The organism is Enterobacter sp. A103 (assembly GCF_034427535.1).
In the GTDB taxonomy this organism is placed as follows: domain Bacteria; phylum Pseudomonadota; class Gammaproteobacteria; order Enterobacterales; family Enterobacteriaceae; genus Enterobacter; species Enterobacter asburiae_B.
In genome coordinates this window covers 669,414-693,380 of sequence record NZ_JAXQPQ010000001.1, presented here as the reverse complement: position 1 = coordinate 693,380, position 23,967 = coordinate 669,414, and the positions used below count along the sequence as shown (strand labels likewise).

At 55.2% G+C, this 23,967-nt stretch carries 25 protein-coding genes and 1 other annotated feature; of the genes, 15 read left to right on the top strand and 10 right to left on the bottom strand.

Annotation, left to right across the window (positions count from 1 at the left end; translation table 11 throughout):
- Nucleotides 1–8: 8 nt before the first annotated feature.
- From trpCF to trpL, 4 genes are all read right to left on the bottom strand, one after another.
- A complete protein-coding gene (gene trpCF / locus SPH27_RS03315) occupies nt 9–1,367 on the bottom strand; it encodes a bifunctional indole-3-glycerol-phosphate synthase TrpC/phosphoribosylanthranilate isomerase TrpF (RefSeq protein WP_048979141.1) in 1,359 nt (452 codons plus the stop codon).
- A gap of 3 nt (nt 1,368–1,370) precedes the next feature.
- Nucleotides 1,371–2,966, bottom strand: a complete 1,596-nt coding sequence (gene trpD / locus SPH27_RS03310) for a bifunctional anthranilate synthase glutamate amidotransferase component TrpG/anthranilate phosphoribosyltransferase TrpD (protein ID WP_023312079.1) — start codon at nt 2,964–2,966, stop codon at nt 1,371–1,373.
- Entirely contained in the window at nt 2,966–4,528 is a 1,563-nt protein-coding gene (locus SPH27_RS03305) for an anthranilate synthase component 1 (RefSeq protein WP_182071746.1), read from the bottom strand. Before SPH27_RS03305 ends, trpD begins: the two co-directional genes overlap by 1 nt.
- Nucleotides 4,529–4,551: 23 nt before the next feature.
- Nucleotides 4,552–4,645: a sequence feature (Trp leader region), on the bottom strand.
- Complete coding sequence (gene trpL / locus SPH27_RS23090; RefSeq protein ID WP_106993556.1) at nt 4,622–4,666, bottom strand: trp operon leader peptide; 45 nt, start codon at nt 4,664–4,666, stop codon at nt 4,622–4,624. (Overlaps the previous feature by 24 nt.)
- Before the next feature lie 139 nt (nt 4,667–4,805).
- Here trpL and rnm point away from each other — a divergent pair, with 139 nt between their 5' ends.
- The 3 genes from rnm to rluB all read left to right on the top strand — a co-directional run bounded on the left by rnm (nt 4,806) and on the right by rluB (nt 7,276).
- On the top strand, nt 4,806–5,687 hold the full coding sequence (gene rnm, locus SPH27_RS03300) for an RNase RNM (RefSeq protein WP_032656720.1): 882 nt from the start codon (nt 4,806–4,808) through the stop codon (nt 5,685–5,687).
- A complete protein-coding gene (locus SPH27_RS03295; RefSeq protein WP_003856793.1) occupies nt 5,684–6,304 on the top strand; it encodes an L-threonylcarbamoyladenylate synthase in 621 nt (206 codons plus the stop codon). The genes rnm and SPH27_RS03295 overlap by 4 nt, the downstream gene beginning before the upstream one ends.
- Nucleotides 6,305–6,400: 96 nt before the next feature.
- Nucleotides 6,401–7,276: a 23S rRNA pseudouridine(2605) synthase RluB gene (rluB, locus tag SPH27_RS03290; RefSeq protein WP_023312076.1), complete on the top strand. Its 876-nt coding sequence runs from the start codon at nt 6,401–6,403 to the stop codon at nt 7,274–7,276.
- 35 nt (nt 7,277–7,311) lie between these two features.
- On the opposite strand, the gene cobO is transcribed toward rluB, so the two are convergent.
- Nucleotides 7,312–7,902 carry a cob(I)yrinic acid a,c-diamide adenosyltransferase gene (cobO, locus tag SPH27_RS03285; protein WP_033145744.1) on the bottom strand — a complete coding sequence of 197 codons (591 nt, stop codon included), beginning with the start codon at nt 7,900–7,902 and terminating at the stop codon, nt 7,312–7,314.
- On the bottom strand, nt 7,899–8,660 hold the full coding sequence (locus tag SPH27_RS03280; RefSeq protein ID WP_039263558.1) for a YciK family oxidoreductase: 762 nt from the start codon (nt 8,658–8,660) through the stop codon (nt 7,899–7,901). The genes cobO and SPH27_RS03280 overlap by 4 nt, the downstream gene beginning before the upstream one ends.
- 251 nt (nt 8,661–8,911) lie before the next feature.
- Here SPH27_RS03280 and sohB point away from each other — a divergent pair, with 251 nt between their 5' ends.
- Nucleotides 8,912–9,958 carry a protease SohB gene (sohB, locus tag SPH27_RS03275; protein WP_048975113.1) on the top strand — a complete coding sequence of 349 codons (1,047 nt, stop codon included), beginning with the start codon at nt 8,912–8,914 and terminating at the stop codon, nt 9,956–9,958.
- A gap of 34 nt (nt 9,959–9,992) precedes the next feature.
- Here sohB and SPH27_RS03270 read toward each other — a convergent pair whose 3' ends face one another.
- The gene (locus tag SPH27_RS03270; protein ID WP_023312072.1) at nt 9,993–10,244 is read right to left on the bottom strand and encodes a YciN family protein; all 252 of its coding nucleotides are present in this window, start codon (nt 10,242–10,244) and stop codon (nt 9,993–9,995) included.
- Between the two features lie 399 nt (nt 10,245–10,643).
- Between SPH27_RS03270 and topA the strand changes: the two genes are divergently transcribed.
- The 6 genes from topA to acnA all read left to right on the top strand — a co-directional run bounded on the left by topA (nt 10,644) and on the right by acnA (nt 18,129).
- Nucleotides 10,644–13,241 (top strand): type I DNA topoisomerase, encoded by a 2,598-nt coding sequence (topA, locus tag SPH27_RS03265; protein WP_047651111.1) that lies wholly within the window; start codon nt 10,644–10,646, stop codon nt 13,239–13,241.
- A 187-nt stretch (nt 13,242–13,428) separates the two neighbouring features.
- Nucleotides 13,429–14,403, top strand: a complete 975-nt coding sequence (cysB, locus tag SPH27_RS03260) for an HTH-type transcriptional regulator CysB (protein WP_008502814.1) — start codon at nt 13,429–13,431, stop codon at nt 14,401–14,403.
- Between the two features lie 338 nt (nt 14,404–14,741).
- Nucleotides 14,742–14,882 (top strand): YmiA family putative membrane protein, encoded by a 141-nt coding sequence (locus tag SPH27_RS03255; RefSeq protein ID WP_213327741.1) that lies wholly within the window; start codon nt 14,742–14,744, stop codon nt 14,880–14,882.
- Nucleotides 14,883–14,884: 2 nt separating this feature from the next.
- A complete protein-coding gene (locus SPH27_RS03250; protein WP_032656727.1) occupies nt 14,885–15,055 on the top strand; it encodes a hypothetical protein in 171 nt (56 codons plus the stop codon).
- Between the two features lie 138 nt (nt 15,056–15,193).
- Nucleotides 15,194–15,292 carry a small membrane protein YmiC gene (ymiC, locus tag SPH27_RS03245; RefSeq protein ID WP_032623144.1) on the top strand — a complete coding sequence of 33 codons (99 nt, stop codon included), beginning with the start codon at nt 15,194–15,196 and terminating at the stop codon, nt 15,290–15,292.
- A gap of 161 nt (nt 15,293–15,453) precedes the next feature.
- Nucleotides 15,454–18,129: an aconitate hydratase AcnA gene (gene acnA, locus SPH27_RS03240; protein WP_182071744.1), complete on the top strand. Its 2,676-nt coding sequence runs from the start codon at nt 15,454–15,456 to the stop codon at nt 18,127–18,129.
- A gap of 35 nt (nt 18,130–18,164) precedes the next feature.
- Here the strand turns inward: acnA and ribA are convergent, their stop codons facing one another.
- A complete protein-coding gene (gene ribA / locus SPH27_RS03235) occupies nt 18,165–18,755 on the bottom strand; it encodes a GTP cyclohydrolase II (protein ID WP_008501210.1) in 591 nt (196 codons plus the stop codon).
- A 197-nt stretch (nt 18,756–18,952) separates the two neighbouring features.
- Between ribA and pgpB the strand changes: the two genes are divergently transcribed.
- From pgpB to yciH, 5 genes are all read left to right on the top strand, one after another.
- On the top strand, nt 18,953–19,720 hold the full coding sequence (gene pgpB, locus SPH27_RS03230) for a phosphatidylglycerophosphatase B (protein ID WP_048979149.1): 768 nt from the start codon (nt 18,953–18,955) through the stop codon (nt 19,718–19,720).
- A gap of 148 nt (nt 19,721–19,868) precedes the next feature.
- Entirely contained in the window at nt 19,869–20,177 is a 309-nt protein-coding gene (locus SPH27_RS03225; protein WP_023312067.1) for a LapA family protein, read from the top strand.
- 6 nt (nt 20,178–20,183) lie between these two features.
- Nucleotides 20,184–21,353 carry a lipopolysaccharide assembly protein LapB gene (gene lapB / locus SPH27_RS03220; RefSeq protein WP_023335944.1) on the top strand — a complete coding sequence of 390 codons (1,170 nt, stop codon included), beginning with the start codon at nt 20,184–20,186 and terminating at the stop codon, nt 21,351–21,353.
- A gap of 185 nt (nt 21,354–21,538) precedes the next feature.
- Complete coding sequence (gene pyrF, locus SPH27_RS03215) at nt 21,539–22,276, top strand: orotidine-5'-phosphate decarboxylase (RefSeq protein ID WP_045355906.1); 738 nt, start codon at nt 21,539–21,541, stop codon at nt 22,274–22,276.
- Nucleotides 22,276–22,602, top strand: a complete 327-nt coding sequence (gene yciH, locus SPH27_RS03210) for a stress response translation initiation inhibitor YciH (protein ID WP_182071742.1) — start codon at nt 22,276–22,278, stop codon at nt 22,600–22,602. Before pyrF ends, yciH begins: the two co-directional genes overlap by 1 nt.
- A 105-nt stretch (nt 22,603–22,707) precedes the next feature.
- Here the strand turns inward: yciH and osmB are convergent, their stop codons facing one another.
- Together osmB and SPH27_RS03200 are read right to left on the bottom strand one after the other, a co-directional pair.
- Complete coding sequence (osmB, locus tag SPH27_RS03205; protein WP_008501216.1) at nt 22,708–22,926, bottom strand: osmotically-inducible lipoprotein OsmB; 219 nt, start codon at nt 22,924–22,926, stop codon at nt 22,708–22,710.
- 263 nt (nt 22,927–23,189) lie between these two features.
- Nucleotides 23,190–23,942, bottom strand: coding sequence for a DNA-binding transcriptional regulator YciT (locus SPH27_RS03200; protein WP_023312063.1), 753 nt, complete (start codon nt 23,940–23,942; stop codon nt 23,190–23,192).
- Between the last annotated feature and the right edge of the window lie 25 nt (nt 23,943–23,967).

Sequence of the window (23,967 nt, the reverse complement as noted above, 5' to 3'; positions counted from 1 at the left end):
TCTCTTCCTTAATATGCACGCAGAGTTTTAAAAACCGAGGCCAGCTTGCTGGCATCTTTGATACCCGGTTGGGACTCTACGCCTGAATTGAAATCGAGGCCTGCGCAGCCGGTTTTAGCGGCTTCTACGCAGTTATCCGGGCTTAATCCGCCCGCCAGCAGGACGTTGTCCAGTTTCTCGCCGTTCAGCAGCGACCAGTCAAAACGCTGGCCGGTACCGCCCTGGCCGTTATCGAGGACGTATTTATCCACATGGTTCAGGTTACGCGAGGGCAAAGTATCGCCTACGCTTTGCGCTTTCCAGATTTGCACCTGTGGTGCCAGCGCGGCGCGCAGGGCATCGATGTAGCTCTGGTCTTCATCGCCGTGGAGCTGCACCGCGCTCAGGGATAACGCGTCGGCTTTTGCCGCAACGTCTGCAATATCTGCATTGCGGAAAACGCCCACGTAGCTGAGCGGAGCCGCTGCGATGACCTTACGCGCCTGCTCTTCACTGACCGCGCGAGGAGATGAATCCACAAAGATCAGCCCGCCATAAATCGCCCCGGCTTCATACGCGGCTTGGGCATCCTGTTCGCGGGTTAAGCCGCAGACTTTGTTTTCACCCAGCAGCACGCGACGTACCGCCGCATTGAGATCGTCATGTTCCATCATGGCGGAGCCAATCAGGAATCCGTTGGCGAAGTGGCTCAGCTCGCGCACCTGGGCGTAGCTGTTAATGCCGGATTCGCTGATCACCGTAACGCCAGACCCCAGACGCGGCGCCAGCTGGCGGGTACGGTTAAGGTCAATGGACAGGTCACGCAGATCGCGGTTGTTAATGCCGACCACTTTGGCTTCCAGCGCAATCGCGCGCTCCAGCTCCTCTTCGTTGCTCACTTCGGTCAGTACGCCCATGTTCAGGCTGTGCGCCACGGCGGAAAGCTGGCGATACTGCTCGTCGTCGAGCACTGAGAGCATCAGCAGGCAGGCGTCGGCCTGGTAAAAACGCGCCAGCCAGATCTGATACGGGTCGATAATAAAGTCTTTGCACAGGATCGGCTGCGGCGCGATGCCGCTGACGATCGGCAGAAAATCGAAGCTGCCCTGAAAATATTTCTCATCCGTCAGCACGGAGATGGCTGAAGCATGATGCTTATAAATGCCGGCAATACGCGCCGGGTCGAAATCGTCACGAATAACGCCTTTGGACGGGGACGCTTTTTTGCACTCAAGAATAAACGCGGTGCGCGTACCCCGCAGGGCGTCATAGAAACGACGGCTGCTCGGGACGACGTCATTCTGGAAACTGGCAAGCGGCTGCTGTTGCTTGCGGGCTTCCACCCAGATGGCCTTATCGGCAACGATTTTCGCTAAAACGGTCTGCATTCTTTACCCTCTTGCCGCAAGTGCGGTAACGCGATCGTAAGCTGCACCGGAGCGCAGTACATCCAGAACTTTTTGAACGTTGGCCTTCAGGTCTTCCTCACCGTGCAAACGCATCAGCATGGCGACGTTGGCAGCAACGGCGGCCTCATGGGCAACCTCTCCTTTACCTTGTAATAAGCGAGTCAGAATGTCACGGTTTTCTTCCGGCGTACCGCCTGCCAGCGCTTCCTGATGGTATGGCGCAAGGCCGAAGTCGGCAGCCTCCAGCTGATAGCTCAGAATTTCGCCGTCGCGCAGTTCGGCCACCAGCGTTGGTGCATGAAGAGAAACCTCATCCATACCGCCGCTGTGCACCACGGCGGCACGCTGATAACCCAGCACGCGCAGCGTCTCGGCAATCGGCAGAACCAGCTCAGGGCTGTAAACGCCAATCAGCGCCAGCGGCGGGTGGGCCGGGTTGATCAGCGGGCCGAGCACGTTAAACAGCGTGCGGGTTTTGAGCTGCTGACGAACCGGCATCGCGTGGCGGAAACCGGTGTGGTACTTCGGCGCAAACAGGAAGCAGACGCCCAGGTCATCCAGCGCTTCACGGGAACGCTCGGCGTTCATATCGAGGTTAATACCGAATGCGGCGAGCAGATCGGAAGAACCTGACCGGCTGGAAACGCTGCGGTTACCGTGCTTCGCGACCTTCAAACCACACGCCGCCGCCACGAAGGCGCTGGCGGTGGAGATATTGATGCTGTTACTGCCGTCACCGCCGGTACCGACAATATCGGCAAACTGATAGTCCGGGCGCGGGAACGGGGCGGCATTTTCCAGCAGGGCCGTAGCGGCACCGGCGATCTCCTGCGGGCTTTCGCCGCGCACCTTCATGCTCACCAGCGCGGCTGCAAGCTGCTCAGGCTTCAGCTCGCCGCGAACCACGGCGGAGAAGAGCTGATGGCTCTCCTGCTGGCTCAGGGTCTGCGCCTGATACAGTTTTTCCAGAATCGGCTGCAGGGTATTGGTCTGCTCCAGCTTCTGTAACGCCCAGTCCAGCGTCTGCTCCAGCAGGCGGGCGCCGTGGGAGGTCAGGATTGATTCCGGGTGGAACTGCAGGCCGCAGACGCGGTCCGCATCGTGGCGCACCGCCATCACCATGCCTTCAAACGAGGCGTTGATCGTCAGCCCGGCGGGAATATTGCTGCCAACCAGCGAGTGATAGCGCGCGACCGGGAGCGGGTTCGGCAGGCCGGCAAACATCGCCTGGCCGTCATGTTCAATGCTGGACGCTTTACCGTGCAGGATCTCACCCGCCTGGCCAACGTAGCCGCCATAGGCTTCAACAATCGCCTGATGGCCGAGGCAGATGCCGACGATCGGCAGCTTGCCGCGCATGCGGGTCAGCAGCTCCGGCATACAGCCCGCTTCGCTCGGCGCGCCTGGCCCCGGGGAGAGCATCAGCACCGGGTTTTGCATGGTGGCCAGACGGTCAATCAGGGTCTGCGCAGGAACGTGGTTGCGGTAGATAACGACGTTGTGGCCATTCGCACGCAGCTGATCTGCCAGGTTATAGGTAAAGGAGTCGATATTATCGAGCAGCAGAATGTCAGCCATCAGAAAATCTCCTGTGCATGGTGTGCGGTAGCAATGGCGCGAAGGACCGCACGGGCTTTACTGCGCGTTTCGTCAGCTTCAGACTGCGGAACAGAATCAAGAACAATCCCGGCACCCGCCTGGACGGTGGCAATACCGTCTTCGACATAGGCGGAGCGGATTACGATGCAGGTGTCGAGATCGCCGTGGGCGGTGAAGTAACCTACCGCGCCGCCGTAGCTGCCGCGACGGCGTCCTTCGGCGGCGGCAATCAGCTGCATGGCGCGCACTTTCGGCGCGCCGCTCAGGGTGCCCATGTTCATGCAGGCGCGGTAGGCGTGCAGCACGTCGAGATCGTGGCGCAGCTCGCCGACCACGCGGGAGACCAGGTGCATCACGAACGAATAGCGGTCGACTTTGGTCAGGTCCGCCACGTAGCGGCTGCCTGGGGTGCAAATGCGTGCCAGATCGTTACGCGCCAGGTCAACCAGCATCAGGTGCTCGGAGAGTTCTTTGTGGTCGGTACGCATTTCAAGTTCGATGCGGCTGTCCAGATCGCGGTCCAGCGAGCCATCGGCGCGACGCCCGCGCGGACGGGTTCCTGCAATCGGGTAGATCTCAATCTGACGGCTGGTGGCATCGTACTTCAGCGAGCTTTCCGGCGAGGCGCCGAACAGCGTGAATTCGTTGTCCTGCATGAAGAACATGTACGGGCTTGGGTTACTCTTTTTCAGCACGTCGTAGGCTGCGAGCGGCGACGGGCAGGGCAGCGAGAAGCGACGGGACGGCACGACCTGGAAAATTTCCCCGGCGCGAATCGCTTTTTGCATCTGGCGAACCACGGCGCCGTACTGATCGTCAGTCTGGTTAACGTCGCAGGTCATTTTTTCCACGCGCTGCACCGGCAGCGCGGGCGGCGCTTCCGTCATCTGCTGCTGCAGCTGAGCGATGCGGTGCTCAAGACGGTTTTTCTCAGCGGCAGACGGCGTGAACAGGCTTGCCTGGATGCGGGTGTATTGCTTCTGGTGGTCGATCACCAGCAGAGTTTCAGCAAGATAGAAGCAATAATCCGGGCAGCGATTACCCTGCTCGGTTTCCGGCAAATATTCAAAACCGGCAACAAGGTCGTAAGCAAACAGCCCGCCGAAGAACATCGCTTCACGCTCGTCTTCCGGCACGGTGACCAGATTCTGCAGCAGGCGGAAGGCATCGAAAACGGACAGGGAGCAGAGGCGCGCGTCTTCGTCCAGCAGCTGGCTCACCGGCGGGAAATGCAGAATGCGCATTTCTGGATGACGTTCATTTTCAATGCCCGACGGCAGGGCGGCATCCAGCAGCGGCAGCAGCGATGCGCCATTGTCTGATAATGCCTTGATGGTGACAGTGTCACCTAAAGCGGTAATGCGCAGCGCGCTGTCGACCAGCAGCAGGCTCTTGAGATCGTCCTTGCTGTCGATATCCGCCGATTCCAGCAGCAGCGTTGCCGGACGAGCCCCGCACACCTGATGAAACAGCGCGGTCGGGTTGTGGCGATAGGCCGCCTCGCAGGTCAGCAGTTCGAGATGAGGTTTGGCTGTTTGCATGTTGTTGTTCTCATATTTTGTTCAAAAAAAAGCCCGCTGGGTAGCGGGCGGGTATCTGTTTGCATTTCGCAGACGCGTGACACTGCCCGAAGATCAGGAAGTGCGCCACCAGCCGTGCAGAGTGAAATGTGCTGTCATTTTCAGATACCTTTCTCGTGTGAACTTTCGTACTAGTTAACTAGTTCGATGGCAAGTTGTCAACCCTTGATTTCAGAATTTCGCGTTAAGTCGGTATCATGGTGTTTTCGGATGTCTCCAACCTGTTATGGGAAGTGCTTTGAGCGATACCACCTACGCCATTATTTATGATTTACACAGCCATACTCAGGCCTCTGACGGCCTGCTGACACCCGAAGCCCTGGTTCATCGCGCCGTTGAAATGCGTGTCGGCACGCTGGCGATAACCGATCACGATACGACAGATGCCATTCCGGCGGCGCGCGCCGAGATCGCCCGCAGCGGGCTGGCGCTGAATCTGGTGTCCGGCGTCGAGATCTCGACCGTCTGGGAAAACCATGAGATTCATATTGTTGGCCTGAATATCGATATAGACCATCCGGCACTTACGGCATTTTTGCAAGAACAAAAAACGCGCCGCAATCAGCGCGCAGAGATGATCGGCGAGCGTCTGGAAAAGGCGCATATTCCGGGCGCGCTGGAAGGCGCGCAAAAGATGGCGAACGGCGGGGCGGTCACCCGCGGTCATTTCGCCCGTTTTCTGGTCGACGCGGGCAAAGCGACGACTATGGCGGACGTCTTTAAAAAGTATCTGGCGCGCGGTAAAACCGGATACGTTCCGCCACAGTGGTGTACAATAAAACAAGCTATTGATGTGATTCATCATTCTGGCGGTAAGGCCGTGCTGGCCCATCCTGGGCGGTATAATCTTTCTGCTAAATGGCTGAAAAGGCTGCTGGCACACTTTGCCGAATGCGGTGGCGAGGCGATGGAAGTCGCCCAGTGTCAGCAGGCGCCCAACGAGCGCGCGCAGCTCGCGACCTATGCCCGCCAGTTCGGCCTGCTTGGGTCACAGGGCTCTGATTTCCATCAGCCCTGCGCGTGGATCGAACTGGGGCGCAAGCTCTGGCTGCCCGCTGGCGTTGAGCCGGTCTGGCAGCTCTGGGAACAGCCGCAGCAAATTGAAGAGAGGGAAGTATGAGTCAGTTTTTCTATATCCATCCGGATAACCCGCAGCCACGTCTGATCAACCAGGCCGTGGAGATCGTCCGCAAAGGCGGCGTGATTGTCTACCCGACCGATTCAGGCTACGCGCTGGGCTGTAAAATTGAAGATAAAGGGGCAATGGAACGCATTTGCCGTATTCGCCAGCTGCCGGACGGCCATAACTTTACCCTGATGTGCCGCGATCTCTCTGAGCTGTCGACCTATGCGTATGTTGATAACGTGGCGTTTCGCCTGATTAAGAACAACACGCCGGGCAACTACACCTTCATCCTGAAGGGCACGAAGGAAGTACCGCGTCGTCTGCTGCAGGAGAAACGCAAAACCATCGGCATGCGCGTGCCGTCGAACCCGATTGCGCAGGCGCTGCTGGAAACCCTCGGCGAACCGATGCTTTCTACCTCGCTGATGCTGCCCGGAAGCGAGTTTACCGAGTCCGACCCGGAAGAGATCAAAGATCGTCTGGAGAAGGTGGTCGAGCTGATTATTCACGGCGGCTATCTCGGCCAGCAGCCGACCACCGTGGTCGACTTAACCGAAGATGCACCGGAAGTGATTCGTGAAGGCGTGGGTGACGTAAAGCCTTTCTTGTAAAGGTATAAGCAGATATACTACGCGGCCATCAAAGCAGGGCTCAGCCCTCTTTTGACCTGATTCGACGCCTGTGAAGGCGACTCCTGAGGAAGCTCAATGAGCGAGAAGTTACAGAAAGTGCTGGCGCGTGCCGGCCACGGTTCACGCCGTGAAATCGAAGCCATTATTGAAGCGGGCCGCGTGAGTGTGGACGGTAAAATCGCCACGCTGGGTGACCGCGTAGAAATCGTACCGGGGCTGAAGATCCGCATCGACGGTCATCTTATCTCCGTTAAAGAGTCCGCGGAACAGATCTGCCGCGTGCTGGCTTACTACAAGCCGGAAGGCGAGCTGTGCACCCGCAACGACCCGGAAGGTCGTCCGACGGTGTTTGACCGTCTGCCTAAACTGCGTGGCGCTCGCTGGATTGCCGTCGGCCGCCTGGACGTGAACACCTGCGGTCTGCTGCTGTTCACCACCGATGGTGAACTGGCAAACCGTCTGATGCACCCAAGCCGTGAAGTGGAACGTGAATACGCGGTGCGCGTATTTGGCCAGGTTGACGAAAATAAACTGCGCGATCTGTCGCGTGGCGTTCAGCTGGAGGACGGTCCTGCGGCGTTCAAAACCATCAAGTTTACCGGTGGGGAAGGCATTAACCAGTGGTACAACGTGACCCTGACCGAAGGCCGTAACCGCGAGGTGCGTCGTCTCTGGGAAGCGGTAGGCGTGCAGGTTAGCCGCCTGATCCGCGTCCGTTACGGCGACATTCTGCTGCCGAAAGGTCTGCCGCGCGGTGGGTATACCGAACTGGATCTGACCCAAACCAACTACCTGCGCGAGCTGGTCGGCCTGACGCCGGAAACCACCTCAAAAGTGGCGGTGGAAAAAGATCGTCGACGCATGAAGGCGAATCAGATCCGTCGCGCAGTGAAGCGACACAGCCAGGTGAGCAGCAGCCGCCGCTCCGGCAGCCGTAACAACAACGGTTAATATAAAAGCCCGGTCAACGAACCGGGCTTTTTTCTTTAGTAATCAATTCCAATTTGCGCTTTGATGCCTGCATCAAACGCATGTTTGACCGGACGCAGCTCGCTGACGGTATCGGCCATCTCCAGAATATCCCGATGACATCCGCGCCCCGTAACGATAACCGTCTGGTGTACAGGACGATTCATCAGAGCATCCAGCACGGCTTCCAGCGGCAGGTAGTCGTAGGCGACCATGTAGGTGATCTCATCCAGCAGAACCATATTCAGAGAGGGATCGGCCAGCATTCTCTTTGCATGCTCCCAGACGGCGAGACAGGCGGCGGTGTCGGTTTCCCGGTTCTGAGTATCCCACGTAAACCCGGTCGCCATCACCTGAAACTCAACGCCGTGAGGCTCAAGTAAATTCCGCTCACCGTTGGGCCATTCGCCTTTGATAAACTGGATCACGCCCACTTTTTGCCCGTGTCCAACGGCGCGTGTCGCCGTGCCGAATGCGGCGGTGGTTTTCCCTTTTCCGTTGCCGGTAAAAACGATGACGATCCCACGTTCGTCCTGGGCTGCCGCGACGCGCGCATCGACCTGTTCTTTCAGACGCTGCTGGCGCTGCTGATGACGTTCTTCACTCATTGCGAAATTCCTGGTTTACGTCCCGGCTGGGCGTCAAAGGTCATCCCGGTTTTGCGGCGGCTGTCGTCGCCCATCAGCCAGAGATAGAGCGGCATAATGTCTGCCGGGGTTTTCAGCTTCTGCGGATCTTCGCTCGGGAACGCGCTGGCGCGCATTTTGGTGCGCGTACCGCCCGGGTTAATGCAGTTTACGCGCAGATGGCGGCTCTGGTACTCCTCCGCCAGCACCTGCATCATGCCTTCGGTCGCGAATTTTGAAACGGCATAGGCTCCCCAGTTTGCGCGTCCTTCACGGCCAACGCTGGACGAGGTAAAGACCAGTGACCCGGACTCGGATTTGAGTAATAAAGGAAGCAATGCCTGTGTGAGGAAAAACGTGCCGTTGACGTTGACCTGCATCACCTGCTGCCAGATATCTGGATCCTGTTCATCCATCGGACGCACTTCACCTAGCAAACCGGCGTTATGCAGCACGCCGTCGAGTCTCGGATAGTGAGCGCTGATGCGCTGGGCTAATTCCTGGCACACCGCAGGCGTGCAGGTCAGTAAATCGAGCGTATACCACGGGGCCGGCGTGCCGCATACGGCCTCAATCTCCTGGGCGACGTTTTTCAGTTTTTCTTCGTTGCGCCCGATCAGAATGACGTTGGCGCCATATTCGGCGTATGTCAGGGCTGCCTCGCGGCCAATCCCGTCGCTGGCACCGGTGACAAGAATAATCCGGTTTTGCAGCAGATTTTTTTGCGGTTGATAATGCACGGTGACTCCTCAGGCGACCGGTGACGCAATGGCGCCTTTATGATGACTTTTCGGCTTTATGCCCGAATTAGCCTAATAATTCAATCAGTCTACAGGACGCATTACTGTAAAATTAACAATTTGCAAATATTTAAACTCCAGTCCGGGGATTCCTGAAGGCGGCTCGCAGAGGTAATGTCACGAGCGAGACGCATGGGCAGGGCTGTTGTACACTGCCGTGAAAGATTCGTGGTTAAATCAAGGTGGAACGCGTGGAATTACTTTCTCAATATGGGTTGTTTTTGGCCAAAATCGCGACGGTGGTGGTTGCCATTGCGGTGGTAGCCGTTCTGATTGCCAACCTGACGCAGCGCAAGCGTCAGCGTGGGGAGTTACGCATCACCCGCCTGAGCGAGCAGTATAAAGAGATGCAGGAAGAGATGTCTCTGGCGCTGCTTGATAGTCATCAACAGAAACTCTGGCAGAAAGCGCAGAAGAAAAAGCATAAACAGGAAGCCAAAGCGGCAAAGGCAAAAGCAAAGCTCAATGCGCCGCAGGATAAGGCCACGCCGCGCGTCTATGTGCTCGATTTTAAAGGCAGTATGGATGCGCATGAAGTGTCTTCTCTGCGGGAAGAAGTGACTGCCGTTCTGGCCGTGGCGACACCGCAGGATCAGGTTGTCGTGCGTCTTGAAAGCCCGGGCGGGGTCGTTCACGGTTACGGACTGGCCGCCTCACAGCTGCAGCGCCTGCGTGAAAAACAGATCCCGCTGACCGTTGCCGTGGATAAAGTGGCCGCGAGCGGTGGCTACATGATGGCCTGCGTGGCGGACAAAATTGTTGCCGCGCCGTTCTCCATTATTGGCTCGATCGGCGTGGTCGCGCAAATTCCGAACTTTAACCGCTTCCTGAAAAATAAAGAGATTGATATCGAACTTCACACGGCGGGTCAGTACAAACGTACCCTGACGCTGCTGGGGGAAAACACGGAAGAAGGGCGTCAAAAATTCCGCGAAGATCTCAACGAAACGCATCATCTCTTTAAAGATTTCGTACACCGTATGCGCCCAACGCTCGATATTGAACAGGTCGCGACGGGCGAGCACTGGTACGGCGTCCAGGCGCAGGAGAAAGGGCTGGTGGATGAAGTCGGAACCAGCGACGATCTGCTGCTCAATCTGATGGAAGGCCGGGAACTGGTGGGCGTGCGCTTTACCCAGCGTAAGCGACTCCTTGACCGCTTTACCAACAGTGCGGCAGAAAGCGCGGACCGTCTGCTGCTGCGCTGGCTACAGCGCGGACAAAAACCGCTGCTGTAAACAAAAACGCGAGGCATATGCCTCGCGTTTTGCATTAATCGACCAGGTGATATTTCTCTGAAAGCGTATGCGCCAGGTATTTGAACATGTTAAAAACGGCGGTGCTTTTCGGGGTCGGTAAACCCTGTTCGTCAAGGAAGTATTCGCCGCTGAAAATCAGCACGCCATTACGCTGCTCTACGCCGGTGGCTTCAATGCCCGCCAGCGTATCTTCATGGTCACGGATAAGCTTGTTTGCTTCGATAAGCAGAGAGGCTCGGTCAATAGGTTGGGTCGTATTCTGCATAATCCACTCCTTAAACAGTGACAATAGTCTACGCCGAGGGCGCTTTGGGGGCAAATTTTCCCTGTAATGTGAGGGGATAAGGTGCAGGGTCCCGGCTGGCGGGATCTGCTTTTGCATGCTAATAAAGTTGCGTAACGAATTTTATCAGGTAGAGTGTGCGCTTTCGTCATTCTGGCAACAGAATTGCTTGACATTCAACCGGGAATTCGTCACGAATTACACGAGATGTGAGAAAAATACCCGAAAACTCAATCACCTGGGCGTCTTCTCATTAACGTCCGGTAAGTCAAAGGGGTTGATATCTCCTGACGCAGTCGCAATATCATTGGCTCGTCGTCAGCGGAAGGGAAATCAACGTGCGGCGTATTCCTGGAAGAATTAAATTAGGTAAAGGTGAATATGGGTAAAGCTCTCGTCATCGTTGAGTCCCCGGCAAAAGCCAAAACGATCAATAAGTATCTGGGTAATGACTACGTGGTTAAGTCCAGCGTCGGTCATATCCGCGATTTGCCGACCAGTGGCTCAGCCAGCAAAAAGAGCGCAGACTCTACCTCCACCAAAGGGGCTAAAAAGCCTAAAAAGGATGAACGTAGCGCGCTTGTCAACCGCATGGGTGTTAACCCATGGCATAACTGGGATGCACAATATGAAGTGCTGCCCGGGAAAGAAAAAGTCGTTAACGAGCTGAAGCAGCTTGCTGAAAAAGCAGACCACATCTATCTCGCAACCGACCTTGACCGCGAAGGGGAAGCCATTGCGTGGCACCTGCGGGAAGTGATCGGTGGTGATGACAAACGCTACAGCCGTGTAGTGTTTAACGAAATTACGAAGAATGCGATTCGTCAGGCGTTTGAGAAGCCGGGCGAACTGAATATTGACCGCGTAAACGCACAGCAGGCTCGTCGCTTTATGGACCGCGTTGTGGGCTACATGGTCTCTCCACTGCTGTGGAAGAAGATTGCCCGTGGCCTGTCCGCAGGGCGTGTGCAATCCGTCGCCGTACGTCTGGTCGTTGAGCGTGAGCGCGAAATTAAAGCCTTCGTGCCGGAAGAGTTCTGGGAAGTCGATGCCAATGTGACCACGCCGGGCGGTGACGCTCTGCCGCTGCAGGTGAGCCATCACAACGATAAGCCTTTCCGTCCGGAAAACCGCGACCAGACCATGGCCGCCGTAGCGCTGCTGGAAAAAGCACGCTATCAGGTGCTGGAACGTGAAGACAAACCGACCAGCAGCAAGCCGGGGGCACCGTTTATTACCTCCACGCTGCAACAGGCTGCAAGCACGCGTCTGGGTTATGGCGTGAAGAAGACCATGATGATGGCGCAGCGCCTGTATGAAGCGGGCTACATCACCTACATGCGTACCGACTCAACCAACCTGAGCCAGGACGCGGTCAACATGGTCCGCGGCTACATCAGTGACAATTTCGGTAAGAAATACCTGCCGGAAAGCGCTAACCAGTTCGCCAGCAAAGAGAACTCTCAGGAAGCACACGAAGCGATTCGTCCTTCTGACGTCTCGGTGTTAGCGGAATCGCTGAAAGACATGGAAGCCGACGCGCAGAAGCTGTATCAGCTGATCTGGCGCCAGTTCGTGGCGTGCCAGATGACGCCAGCGCAGTACGACTCCACCACGCTGACCGTTGGTGCGGGTGAGTTCCGTCTCAAAGCGCGCGGTCGTATCCTGCGTTTCGACGGCTGGACGAAGGTGATGCCAGCGCTGCGTAAAGGTGATGAAGACCGAACGCTGCCGGCGGTGAACAAAGGTGACGAGTTGTCGCTTGTCGATCTGGTTCCGGCACAGCACTTCACCAAGCCGCCTGCGCGCTTCAGTGAAGCGTCCCTGGTGAAAGAGCTGGAAAAACGCGGTATTGGTCGTCCATCGACCTACGCGTCCATCATCTCGACGATCCAGGACCGTGGCTACGTACGCGTTGAAAACCGCCGTTTCTATGCGGAAAAAATGGGTGAGATCGTCACTGACCGTCTGGAAGCAAACTTCCGTGAGTTGATGAACTACGATTTCACCGCGCAAATGGAAGACAGCCTCGACCAGGTTGCCAGCCATCAGGCGGAATGGAAAAAGGTACTCGACAGCTTCTTCAGCGACTTTACCGACCAGCTTGAAAAAGCGGAGAAAGACCCTGAAGAGGGCGGCATGCTGCCTAACCAGATGGTGCTGACCAGCATCGACTGTCCAACCTGCGGCCGCAAGATGGGGATCCGCACCGCAACCACGGGCGTATTCCTTGGCTGCTCCGGCTATGCGCTGTCACCAAAAGAGCGCTGCAAAACCACCATCAACCTGGTGCCTGAGAACGAAGTTCTCAACGTGCTGGAGGGTGACGATGCGGAAACTAACGCTCTGCGTGCCAAACGCCGCTGCAAGAAATGCGGCACGGCAATGGACAGCTACCTGATCGATCCAAAACGTAAGCTGCACGTCTGCGGTAATAACCCAACGTGTGACGGGTATGAGATCGAAGAGGGCGAGTTCCGCATTAAAGGCTATGACGGCCCGATTGTGGAATGCGAGAAGTGCGGCTCTGAAATGCACCTGAAAATGGGGCGTTTCGGTAAGTACATGGCCTGTACCAACGACGAGTGTAAAAACACGCGTAAAATTCTGCGTAACGGCGAAGTGGCTCCTCCGAAGGAAGATCCGGTTCCGCTGCCAGAACTGCCGTGCGAGAAATCCGACGCGTACTTCGTGCTGCGTGATGGTGCCGCAGGTGTCTTCCTGGCCGCCAACACCTTCCCGAAATCGCGTGAAACGCGCGCGCCGCTGGTGGAAGAGTTGCATCGCTTCCGCGATCGTCTGCCTGAGAAACTGCGTTATCTGGCCGATGCGCCACAGCAGGATCCGGAAGGCAACAAAACCGTGGTACGGTTTAGCCGTAAAACTAAGCAGCAGTATGTTGCGGCCGAGAAAGAGGGTAAAGCGACCGGATGGTCTGCCTTCTTTGTCGATGGCAAATGGGTTGAAGGCAAGAAATAATCTTCCCTTACCGTAACTTACCTGTAAAAGGGCCGGATTTCCGGCCCTTTTTTATTACCTTGTTATTATTTTTTGTTCCGTACTATACAGTCAGGCTATAAATGATATAGTGGTTATAGTTAACCTGTTTCTTATTATTAAATCGTCTTAAGCGATTGACCGCATGCGCTAAATCGGATGGACTGGCATGAAATTACAGCAGCTTCGTTATATCGTTGAGGTGGTGAATCATAACCTTAACGTCTCTTCTACCGCCGAGGGGTTGTATACCTCGCAACCGGGCATCAGCAAACAAGTTCGTATGCTGGAGGACGAGTTAGGTATCCAGATATTTGCCCGCAGCGGTAAGCATCTCACCCAGGTGACGCCTGCGGGGCAGGAAATCATCCGCATTGCGCGTGAAGTCCTCTCCAAAGTCGATGCGATTAAGTCTGTGGCGGGAGAACACACCTGGCCGGATAAAGGTTCGCTGTATATTGCCACGACGCATACCCAGGCGCGCTATGCGCTACCCGGCGTTATCAAAGGCTTTATCGAGCGTTATCCTCGCGTCTCTTTGCATATGCATCAGGGCTCGCCAACGCAAATTGCTGAAGCCGTTTCCAAGGGGAATGCAGATTTTGCCATCGCCACCGAAGCGCTTCACCTGTATGACGATCTGGTGATGCTTCCATGCTATCACTGGAACCGTTCTATCGTGGTGACCCCCGATCATCCCCTGGCGGGTAAAGGGTCGGTCACTATCGAAGAGCTGGCGCAATATCCGTTGGTGACGTATACGTTTGGCTTTACCGGACGGTCCGAGCTTGATACGGCCTTTAACCGGGCAGGGTTAACGCCGCGCATTGTCTTTACCGCGACGGACGCCGACGTGATTAAAACCTATGTGCGGCTTGGTCTGGGGGTGGGCGTTATTGCCAGCATGGCGGTGGATCCGGTGTCAGACCCTGACCTGGTGCGTCTTGATGCGCATGATGTTTTCAGTCATAGCACCACAAAGATTGGCTTCCGTCGCAGCACCTTCCTGCGCAGCTATATGTATGATTTTATTCAGCGCTTTGCCCCTCATTTAACGCGTGACGTGGTTGATACCGCCGTTGCATTACGCTCAAATGAAGATATTGAAGAGATGTTTAAAGACATCAAACTCCCCGAAAAATAATCACACCCGGTATCTTTCCCTTAGGGAAAGATACCGAAATAACGCCTCAAAGCTAAATTAGAATTATCATCATCTGCGTATCCCCTGTCATATAATGTCGTTATCCATTTAATCCGTATGGTTATAATGTCGTGAATTGGCGACAAAAGTAGAAACTAATTTACGCCTTCGCAAATTTTTCTTTTCAATTATTTATTTCTGGTCAAAAGATTGAATATTTCATACCTTCCGGTGCGTAAATTCACTGGCTTTTCGGCTAAAGTTTCTTTAGGATTTATCTCAACGGATGATTAATTGTACCAATTGTTTGGTCCTAAATGATAAGCGATGTCGATTGTATGAGGTTAGCAATGCCTTCAGGAAGTGAAGAACCGCAAAGGGATCCTGCGCTCAAGCGTAAAGCCTGGCTGGCGGTCTTTCTCGTCTCTACCCTGTTTTGGGTGGTGGTTGCTCTCCTGGCCTGGAAATATTGGGGTTAAATATGGCAGTGACGGTACGTACAGAAACGGTAAAACAGATGTGTCAGCATCGTGACAACGGCCACAGAGGGCGTAAAGCACCTGCGACTGTTGTACCCGCGTCCTGGAAACTGACGCCGCAGCAGCAAGCGTTTATTGATGTGTTCGCAGAAGACGAACCCAAAAAACAATAATTTAGTTAATTGCGTAATGATGCAACTAGTCTGAATATCGACTCTGCACTTTCGTACTCTTTAATAAATACACATCAGCAATATAGCACTGAGGACTTACCTCGGAACTTTTAATAAATAATGCCTGGTGTCCCTATGATGAATAACATGACGTCTCACAAATACTGGTCATGGATCGGCGTTTTTACCGTGTCGATTCTGTTCTGGAGTCAGCTCATCTGGTTGGCCCTCCACTAAATTGTAAAACCTCGCTACGGCGGGGTTTTTTGTTTTCCCTTTCTGGACCAATCCTAAATTTATCAATTTGGGTTGTTATCAAAACGTTACGACATCTTTGTGTTATCTTTAATTACGGCCCTGATGATTGTCGGGGCATCTCTGTGATTAAGGAGGAGCTTATGTCGTTAACCCTACGCGAAGCCAGTAAGGATACGTTACAGGCAGAAAATAAAACCTGGCATTACTACAGCCTGCCGCTGGCTGCCAGAACGCTTGGGGACATTTCGCGTTTACCCAAGTCATTGAAAGTTTTACTGGAAAATCTATTGCGCTGGCAGGACGGAGACTCTGTCACCCTCGATGATATCCAGGCGCTGGCAGGGTGGCTGGAAAATGCCCATGCCGACAGAGAAATCGCCTACCGCCCGGCCAGGGTGCTGATGCAGGACTTTACCGGTGTTCCTGCCGTCGTTGATTTAGCCGCGATGCGCGAGGCCGTTAAGCGTCTCGGCGGAGATACGGCAAAAGTGAATCCGCTTTCCCCCGTTGACCTCGTCATTGACCACTCCGTAACCGTTGACCGCTTTGGTGATGACGACGCCTTTGGCGAGAACGTGCGTCTGGAGATGGAGCGCAACCACGAGCGCTATGTGTTCCTGAAGTGGGGGCAGCAGGCGTTCAGCCGGTTTAGCGTGGTCCCGCCGGGGACCGGTATTTGTCACCAGGTTAACCTTGAATATCTTGGTAAAGCCGTCTGGAGTGAATTGCAGGATAAAGAGTGGGTCGCCTATCCGGACACGCTGGTGGGCACGGACTCCCATACCACCATGATCAACGGTCTGGGCGTGCTCGGCTGGGGCGTCGGGGGTATCGAAGCGGAAGCGGCCATGCTCGGCCAGCCGGTGTCCATGCTTATCCCTGACGTGGTGGGCTTCAAGCTCACCGGCAAGCTGTCTGAAGGCATTACCGCCACCGATCTGGTGCTCACCGTCACTCAGATGCTGCGTAAGCATGGTGTGGTGGGCAAGTTTGTAGAATTCTACGGGGATGGTCTGGATTCGCTGCCGCTGGCTGACCGCGCCACCATTGCCAATATGGCGCCGGAATACGGTGCAACCTGCGGCTTTTTCCCCATCGATGACGTCACGCTGGAATACATGCGCCTTAGCGGGCGCAGCGAAGAGCAGGTCGCGCTGGTGGAGGCCTATACCAAAGCGCAGGGCTTGTGGCGAAACCCGGGCGATGAACCGGTCTTCACCAGCACGCTTGAACTCGATATGGGAAGCGTCGAGGCGAGCCTCGCCGGACCGAAACGTCCGCAGGATCGGGTTGCGCTGAGTGACGTGCCAAAAGCCTTTGCCGCCAGCAATGCCCTGGAAGTGAACGTGGCGCAGAAAGATCACCGTCCGGTCGACTATGTTCTGAACGGACATCAGTATCAGCTCCCGGATGGCGCGGTTGTGATTGCGGCCATTACCTCCTGCACCAACACCTCGAACCCCAGCGTATTAATGGCGGCCGGTCTGCTGGCGAAAAAGGCGGTAGAGCTTGGGCTAAAACCTCAGCCATGGGTCAAGGCCTCGCTGGCACCGGGTTCCAAAGTGGTATCGGATTACCTGGCGCAGGCCAAACTGACGCCGTACCTTGACGAACTGGGCTTTAACCTCGTGGGCTACGGCTGTACGACCTGTATTGGTAACTCCGGCCCGCTGCCTGAACCCATTGAAACGGCGATCAGGCAGGGTGACCTGACGGTAGGCGCGGTCCTGTCCGGTAACCGAAACTTTGAAGGGCGTATTCACCCGCTGGTGAAAACCAACTGGCTCGCCTCGCCGCCGCTGGTCGTGGCGTATGCCCTTGCAGGGAACATGAATATCAACCTGGCGACCGATCCGATTGGTCACGATCGCAAGAACGATCCTGTCTACCTGAAAGATATCTGGCCATCTTCGCGTGAAATCGCGCTGGCCGTTGAAAAGGTCTCAACCGAGATGTTCCGCAAAGAGTATGCGGAGGTCTTTGAAGGCACGCCGGAGTGGAAAACCATCAACGTCGTGGGCTCAGATACCTACGACTGGCAGGATGACTCGACCTATATTCGTCTGTCGCCGTTCTTTGATGAGATGCTGGCCGAGCCGGCACCGCTTAAGGATATCCACGGCGCGCGCATACTGGCGATGCTGGGAGATTCCGTCACGACCGACCATATCTCTCCGGCGGGGAGTATCAAAGCCGATAGCCCGGCAGGCCGTTATCTGCAGAGCCGGGGCGTCGAACGCCGCGATTTTAACTCCTACGGCTCGCGTCGCGGCAATCATGAGGTCATGATGCGCGGAACGTTTGCCAACATCCGCATTCGTAACGAAATGGTACCGGGCGTGGAAGGGGGCATGACGCGCCATCTGCCGGGGACGGAAGTCGTTTCGATCTATGATGCGGCGGTCAAATATCAACAGGAAGGTACGCCGCTGGCGGTGATCGCCGGGAAAGAGTACGGTTCCGGCTCCAGCCGCGACTGGGCGGCGAAAGGTCCGCGTCTGCTTGGCGTTCGCGTGGTTATCGCCGAATCGTTTGAACGTATTCACCGCTCGAATCTGATCGGTATGGGGATCCTGCCGCTCGAGTTCCCGCAGGGCGTGACGCGTAAAACGCTGGGACTGACCGGGGAAGAGCAGATTGAGATTAGCGGTTTGCAAAACCTGCAGCCGGGTAAAACGGTGCCGGTGAAGTTAACGCGGGCAGACGGGAAAATCGAGGTGCTGGATTGCCGGTGCCGTATTGATACGGCAACCGAGCTGACCTATTACCAGAACGACGGCATTTTACATTATGTGATTCGTAAGATGCTGGACTGATGAAACGAGCCCGGCACCCGTGCCGGGCTTTAGCATCACTCTTTCAGCAGATGGCCCATTTTGGCGGCTTTGGTATCCAGGTAGTGGGCGTTTTTCGGGTTTCGGCCGACAATCAGCGGTACGCGCTCGACGATGTTGATCCCCGCTTCGGTCAGGATCTCCACTTTTTTCGGATTATTGGTCAGCAGGCGAACTTCGTCCACGCCCAGCAACTTGAACATATCGGCGCACAAGGTGAAGTCGCGTTCGTCAGCGGCAAAGCCAAGCTGATGGTTTGCTTCAACCGTATCGTAGCCCTGGTCCTGAAGCGCGTAAGCGCGGATTTTATTCAGCAGACCAATATTACGACCTTCCTGACGGTGATAAAGCAGCACACCGCGACCTTCTTCTGCAATATGAGACAGGGCGGCTTCCAGCTGGAAACCACAATCACAGCGCAGGCTGAACAGCGCGTCGCCGGTAAGACACTCTGAATGGACGCGGGACAGAACCGGCGTCTGCCCTGAAATGTCACCATAAACCAGCGCGACATGATCCTGTCCGGTTGCCAGTTCTTCAAAACCCACCATCAGGAAATCGCCCCATGGGGTTGGCAGTTTGGCTTCTGCCACACGTTTAAGCTGCATGTGATTCTCCAGAGTAGGCTGACACGTTTCGTGCCTTTGCCCTGTTTTGCTTTCTGTATCAGTTCATTTTGCCACAAGCTCAGCAGGTTCGCCTAATGGGCACCATGCTATATGAACGTTAAACGCACGATCCGACATATCCACCCGGATGATTAATTTCAGTTATGATTGTGACGCTTAGCGAAAAAGGAGAAGACATGCTTTCAATCGCCAGACGTACGGCAGCAGGTGCGGCCATTTTACTGATTATGCCTCTGGCCGTATGGCTTTCAGGCTGGATGTGGCAGCCCGGGCATAATGCCACGTGGCTGAAAACGTTATACTGGATAACGGAAACGGTCACCCAGCCGTGGGGGATTATTACCCACGTACTCCTCTGCGCCTGGTTTCTGTGGTGCCTGCGCTTTCGTCTGCGCGCGGCGCTGATGCTCTTTGCGATCCTCGGGGGCGCTATCCTTGTCGGTCAGGGCGTGAAGTCCTGGGTTAAAGATCGCGTGCAGGAGCCGCGTCCTTTTGTCGTCTGGCTGGAAAAAACGCATCATGTTCCGGTAGATGAGTTCTACAATTTAAAGCGTAAAGATCGCGGCGCGCTGGTGAAAGAACAGCTTGCGGAACAGCAGGATATCCCGAAATTCTTGCGTAAACACTGGCAGAAAGAGACCGGGTTCGCGTTTCCTTCCGGCCACACCATGTTTGCGGCCAGCTGGGCGTTGCTGGGAGTTGGGCTGCTTTGGCCAAGGCGTCGAACGATCACTATCGTGATTTTACTGATCTGGGCGACCGGGGTTATGGGAAGCCGCCTGCTGCTGGGGATGCACTGGCCGCGGGACCTGGTCGTCGCCACGCTCATCTCATGGCTGCTGATTATGATGGCGACCTGGCTCACTGAACGATTCTGCGGCCCGCTAACGCCACCGCCAGAAGAGAAAGAAGAAATAGCCGAAAGGGACCAGACAGACGCCTGACGGTTGATATTCCGTATTTTGCCCATAGATCCATGACCTGCGCGACACTTTTTCCGTTTCGCGCTCGTCGCTAAAATGGTAGTTTATAAGGCTGATTGCGGTGAATTGAACACACTTTATTCGCTTGAACCACATAACGGGAAGTAATGTGAAATATTTACTCATTTTCTTACTGGTATTGGCGATTTTTGTCATTTCAGTCACGTTGGGTGCACAAAACGATCAGCAGGTGACGTTTAACTATCTGCTGGCTCAGGGTGAGTATCGCGTCTCGAGCCTGCTGGCGGTCTTATTTGCTGCCGGCTTTGCCATTGGCTGGCTGGTTTGCGGTCTGTTCTGGCTGAAAGTCCGTGTTTCTCTTGCGCGCGCTGAACGTAAAATTAAGCGACTCGAAAATAACATTGCCCCTGCGTCTGACATTCCGGAAAGCTCTGGTGTGCCGGTCGTGAAGGAATAATCGACTATGCTGGAGTTGTTGTTTCTGCTTTTGCCTGTAGCCGCAGCCTATGGCTGGTATATGGGCCGCAGAAGTGCGCAACAAACAAAACAGGATGAGGCCAACCGGCTCTCCCGCGACTACGTTGCGGGGGTGAACTTCCTCCTGAGCAATCAGCAGGACAAAGCGGTAGATCTGTTCCTCGATATGCTGAAAGAGGATACGGGGACGGTTGAAGCGCATCTCACCCTGGGCAACCTGTTCCGCTCGCGCGGCGAGGTCGATCGCGCCATTCGTATTCATCAGACTCTGATGGAAAGCGCCTCGCTGACCTACGATCAACGTCTCCTTGCGGTGCAACAGCTGGGGCGGGATTACATGGCCGCGGGGTTGTACGATCGCGCTGAAGATATGTTCGCGCAGCTGGTGGATGAAACAGATTTTCGCATCGGGGCATTGCAGCAACTCCTGCAGATTTATCAGGCCACCAGCGACTGGCAGAAAGCCATTGATACCGCTGAACGTCTGGTGAAGCTGGGTAAAGATAAGCAGCGCGTTGAGATCGCCCATTTCTACTGTGAGCTTGCGCTTCAGCAGATGGGCAACGACGACATGGATAAAGCCATGGCGCTGCTGAAGAAAGGCGCCGCGGCGGACCGCAACAGCGCGCGCATCTCCATCATGATGGGGCGCGTCTTTATGGCGAATGGCGACTACGCCAAAGCCGTTGAAAGCCTGCTGCGGGTTATCGACCAGGACAAAGAGCTGGTCAGTGAAACGCTGGAAATGCTGCAAACCTGCTATCAACAGCTCGACAAGCAGGAAGAGTGGGTAGCATTCCTGCGTCGCTGCGTGGAAGAAAATACTGGCGCCACCGCTGAACTGATGCTCTCAGACGTCGTTGAGCAGTATGAGGGAAGCGACACCGCGCAGGTTTATATTACGCGTCAGCTGCAGCGTCATCCGACCATGCGGGTGTTCCATAAGCTAATGGATTACCACCTGAACGACGCTGAAGAAGGGCGCGCCAAAGAGAGCCTGATGGTGCTGCGCGACATGGTTGGCGAACAGGTGCGCAGCAAGCCGCGCTATCGTTGCCAGAAGTGTGGTTTTACCGCGTATACGCTCTACTGGCACTGTCCTTCCTGCCGCGCCTGGTCCACCATCAAGCCAATCCGCGGCCTGGACGGGCAATAATTTTTTAAAATGCCGCATTTTAGTTACAACATACTGATGGTTTTTCCACTGTCCTGTGCTCCGTGCGGTTTGCCGGCCTGGCAGGCGCGTAAATGGATCCTGTCAATTTGCGGCGTCGGCAGGTAGAATGCTGGCCGTTTATCTGTTCCGCGCCGCTGCGCGCCCATAGACGAAAAGGGCTGGTCATGACGTCTGTTACATCCTCCACTTCCCGCGTAATTACGGATTCTCCTGTTGTTGTTGCGCTCGATTACAATAAGCGTGACGCTGCACTGGCGTTTGTCGACGGCATCGACCCTCGCGACTGCCGTCTGAAAGTTGGCAAAGAGATGTTCACGCTGTTTGGACCGCAAATCGTTCGCGATCTGCAGCAGCGCGGCTTTGACGTTTTCCTCGACCTGAAATTCCACGATATCCCGAATACCACGGCGCACGCGGTTGCCGCAGCCGCAGAGCTGGGCGTATGGATGGTCAACGTCCACGCATCGGGTGGGGCAAGAATGATGACGGCCGCCCGTGAGGCGCTCCTGCCGTTCGGTAAAGATGCACCGTTGCTGATTGCGGTCACCGTGCTAACCAGTATGGACGAAAACGATCTACGCGACCTGGGCGTGACGTTGTCACCCGCCGAGCATGCCGAACGTCTCGCGCGTCTGACGCAGCATTGCGGCCTGGATGGCGTCGTCTGCTCCGCGCAGGAAGCGGTACGTTTCAAATCAGCGCTGGGCCAGGATTTTAAACTGGTTACGCCGGGTATTCGTCCTGCAGGCAGCGAAGTGGGCGATCAGCGCCGTATTATGACGCCTGAGCAGGCGTTGGCTGCTGGCGTTGACTACATGGTCATCGGGCGTCCGGTAACGCAGTCTGCCAACCCGGCTGAGACGCTTAAGGCTATCAACGCATCGCTGAAAAAGGGGGCCTAATGACCGATTCCAACAGCCGTCTGGTCTATTCAACCGATGGCGGGCGTATAGACGAACCGAAAGCGAAAGTGGAACGTCCAAAGGGAGACGGCATCGTTCGGATCCAGCGTCAAACCAGTGGACGAAAAGGGAAAGGGGTTTGCCTAATCTCCGGCATTGACCTGGATGATGCTGAACTGGCAAAGCTGGCGGCCGAGTTGAAAAAAAAATGTGGCTGCGGCGGCGCCGTGAAAGACGGCATTATTGAAATCCAGGGAGATAAGCGCGATTTAATAAAATCTCTGCTGGAAGCCAAAGGTATGAAAGTCAAACTGGCAGGCGGTTAAAATAAATGAGCCACGGCAAATGCCGTGGCTCGTGTTATATACGTGCGTATGTCAGACCTGAAATGCGTTCAAATATCGCAATACCGGGGAAGGCTTAGATAATAATTATTTGCCAACCTGGTGACCGATAATACCACCGACAGCAGCGCCACCTAATGTACCCAGCGTACTACCATCCGTTAATACTGCACCACCGAGAGCACCGGCACCGGCACCAATAGCGGTGTTACGGTCACGTTTAGACCAGTTAGAGCACGCGCTCAGGGACATTGCTACAGTGATTGCCAGAACAGCGGCGGCTAATTTTTTGCTGGTTAAGGTCATAATACTTTCTCCTGAATTATCGATTCACGGAAAGATGTACACGTTAAGTATAGACGAATCGAATACTTAATTCTGTTCTCCGTGAAAGCTGGTCGCGCAGGCGTTACGTAATCACGCAAGTGATAGTCACTTCCTGTTATATCGCTAACATTAATTTTACGACTTTAATGCAGGTTAAACAGGTAAAAACTCTTAAAGGAGTACCAGGAATCATCTCAGAGAAAGAAGGGCGTTTGCGCCCGAAATTCGGGCGCGGAGGGAACTCAGGCGGTCGTTTTAATAATATTGACGATCAGCCCGTCATCTTCCAGTTTATTACGGTGCGCATCGCTCAACCGTTCATCGGTAATCACGCGGCTAAAGCGTGAAACCGGGCCCATCGTGTATGGGTGAACGGCGCCAAATTTAGAGCTGTCGGTCAGCACAATGGCTTCACACTCTTTTTCCAGCACGGCATTCACCACGTCGGAGCGCATCATATCCCGGCCGGTAAAACCTGTCTCCGGCTGCCAGCCGTCAATCCCGATAAAGGCCTTGCTGAAATGTACCTGCTGGACATACTGACGGGTCAGCGGGCCTACCATGCTTTCACTTTTTTTCTGGTAAATACCGCCCAGCAGAATCACCTCACAGCGCGTCTCTTTGAGCAAGTGCGCGATATAGCTGCTGACGGTGATGATGGTAACGTCTTTTTGATCGGCAAGCGTGCGCGCCAGAAGGGCATTGCTGCTGCCGTTTTCAATAAAGACGGTCTCGCCGTTGTTCACCAGGGACGCGGCAAATTCCGCCAGTTCACGTTTGAGCGCGTAGTTATTCATCATGCGCGTCTCAACGTCGTCACTGTCCAGCGGGACAGCATATCCGTGCGCGCGACGCAGGTAGCTCTGTTTTTCCAGCAGATTAAGATCCTGGCGGATGGTGACTTCAGACACGCCAGTGGTTTTAGCGAGGTCGACTACGCTTACGCGTCCCTGATCGATGACCATCTGCAAAATGAGTTGTTGTCGGGAATTCATAGCATCCATTTAATAAAGCGAAACG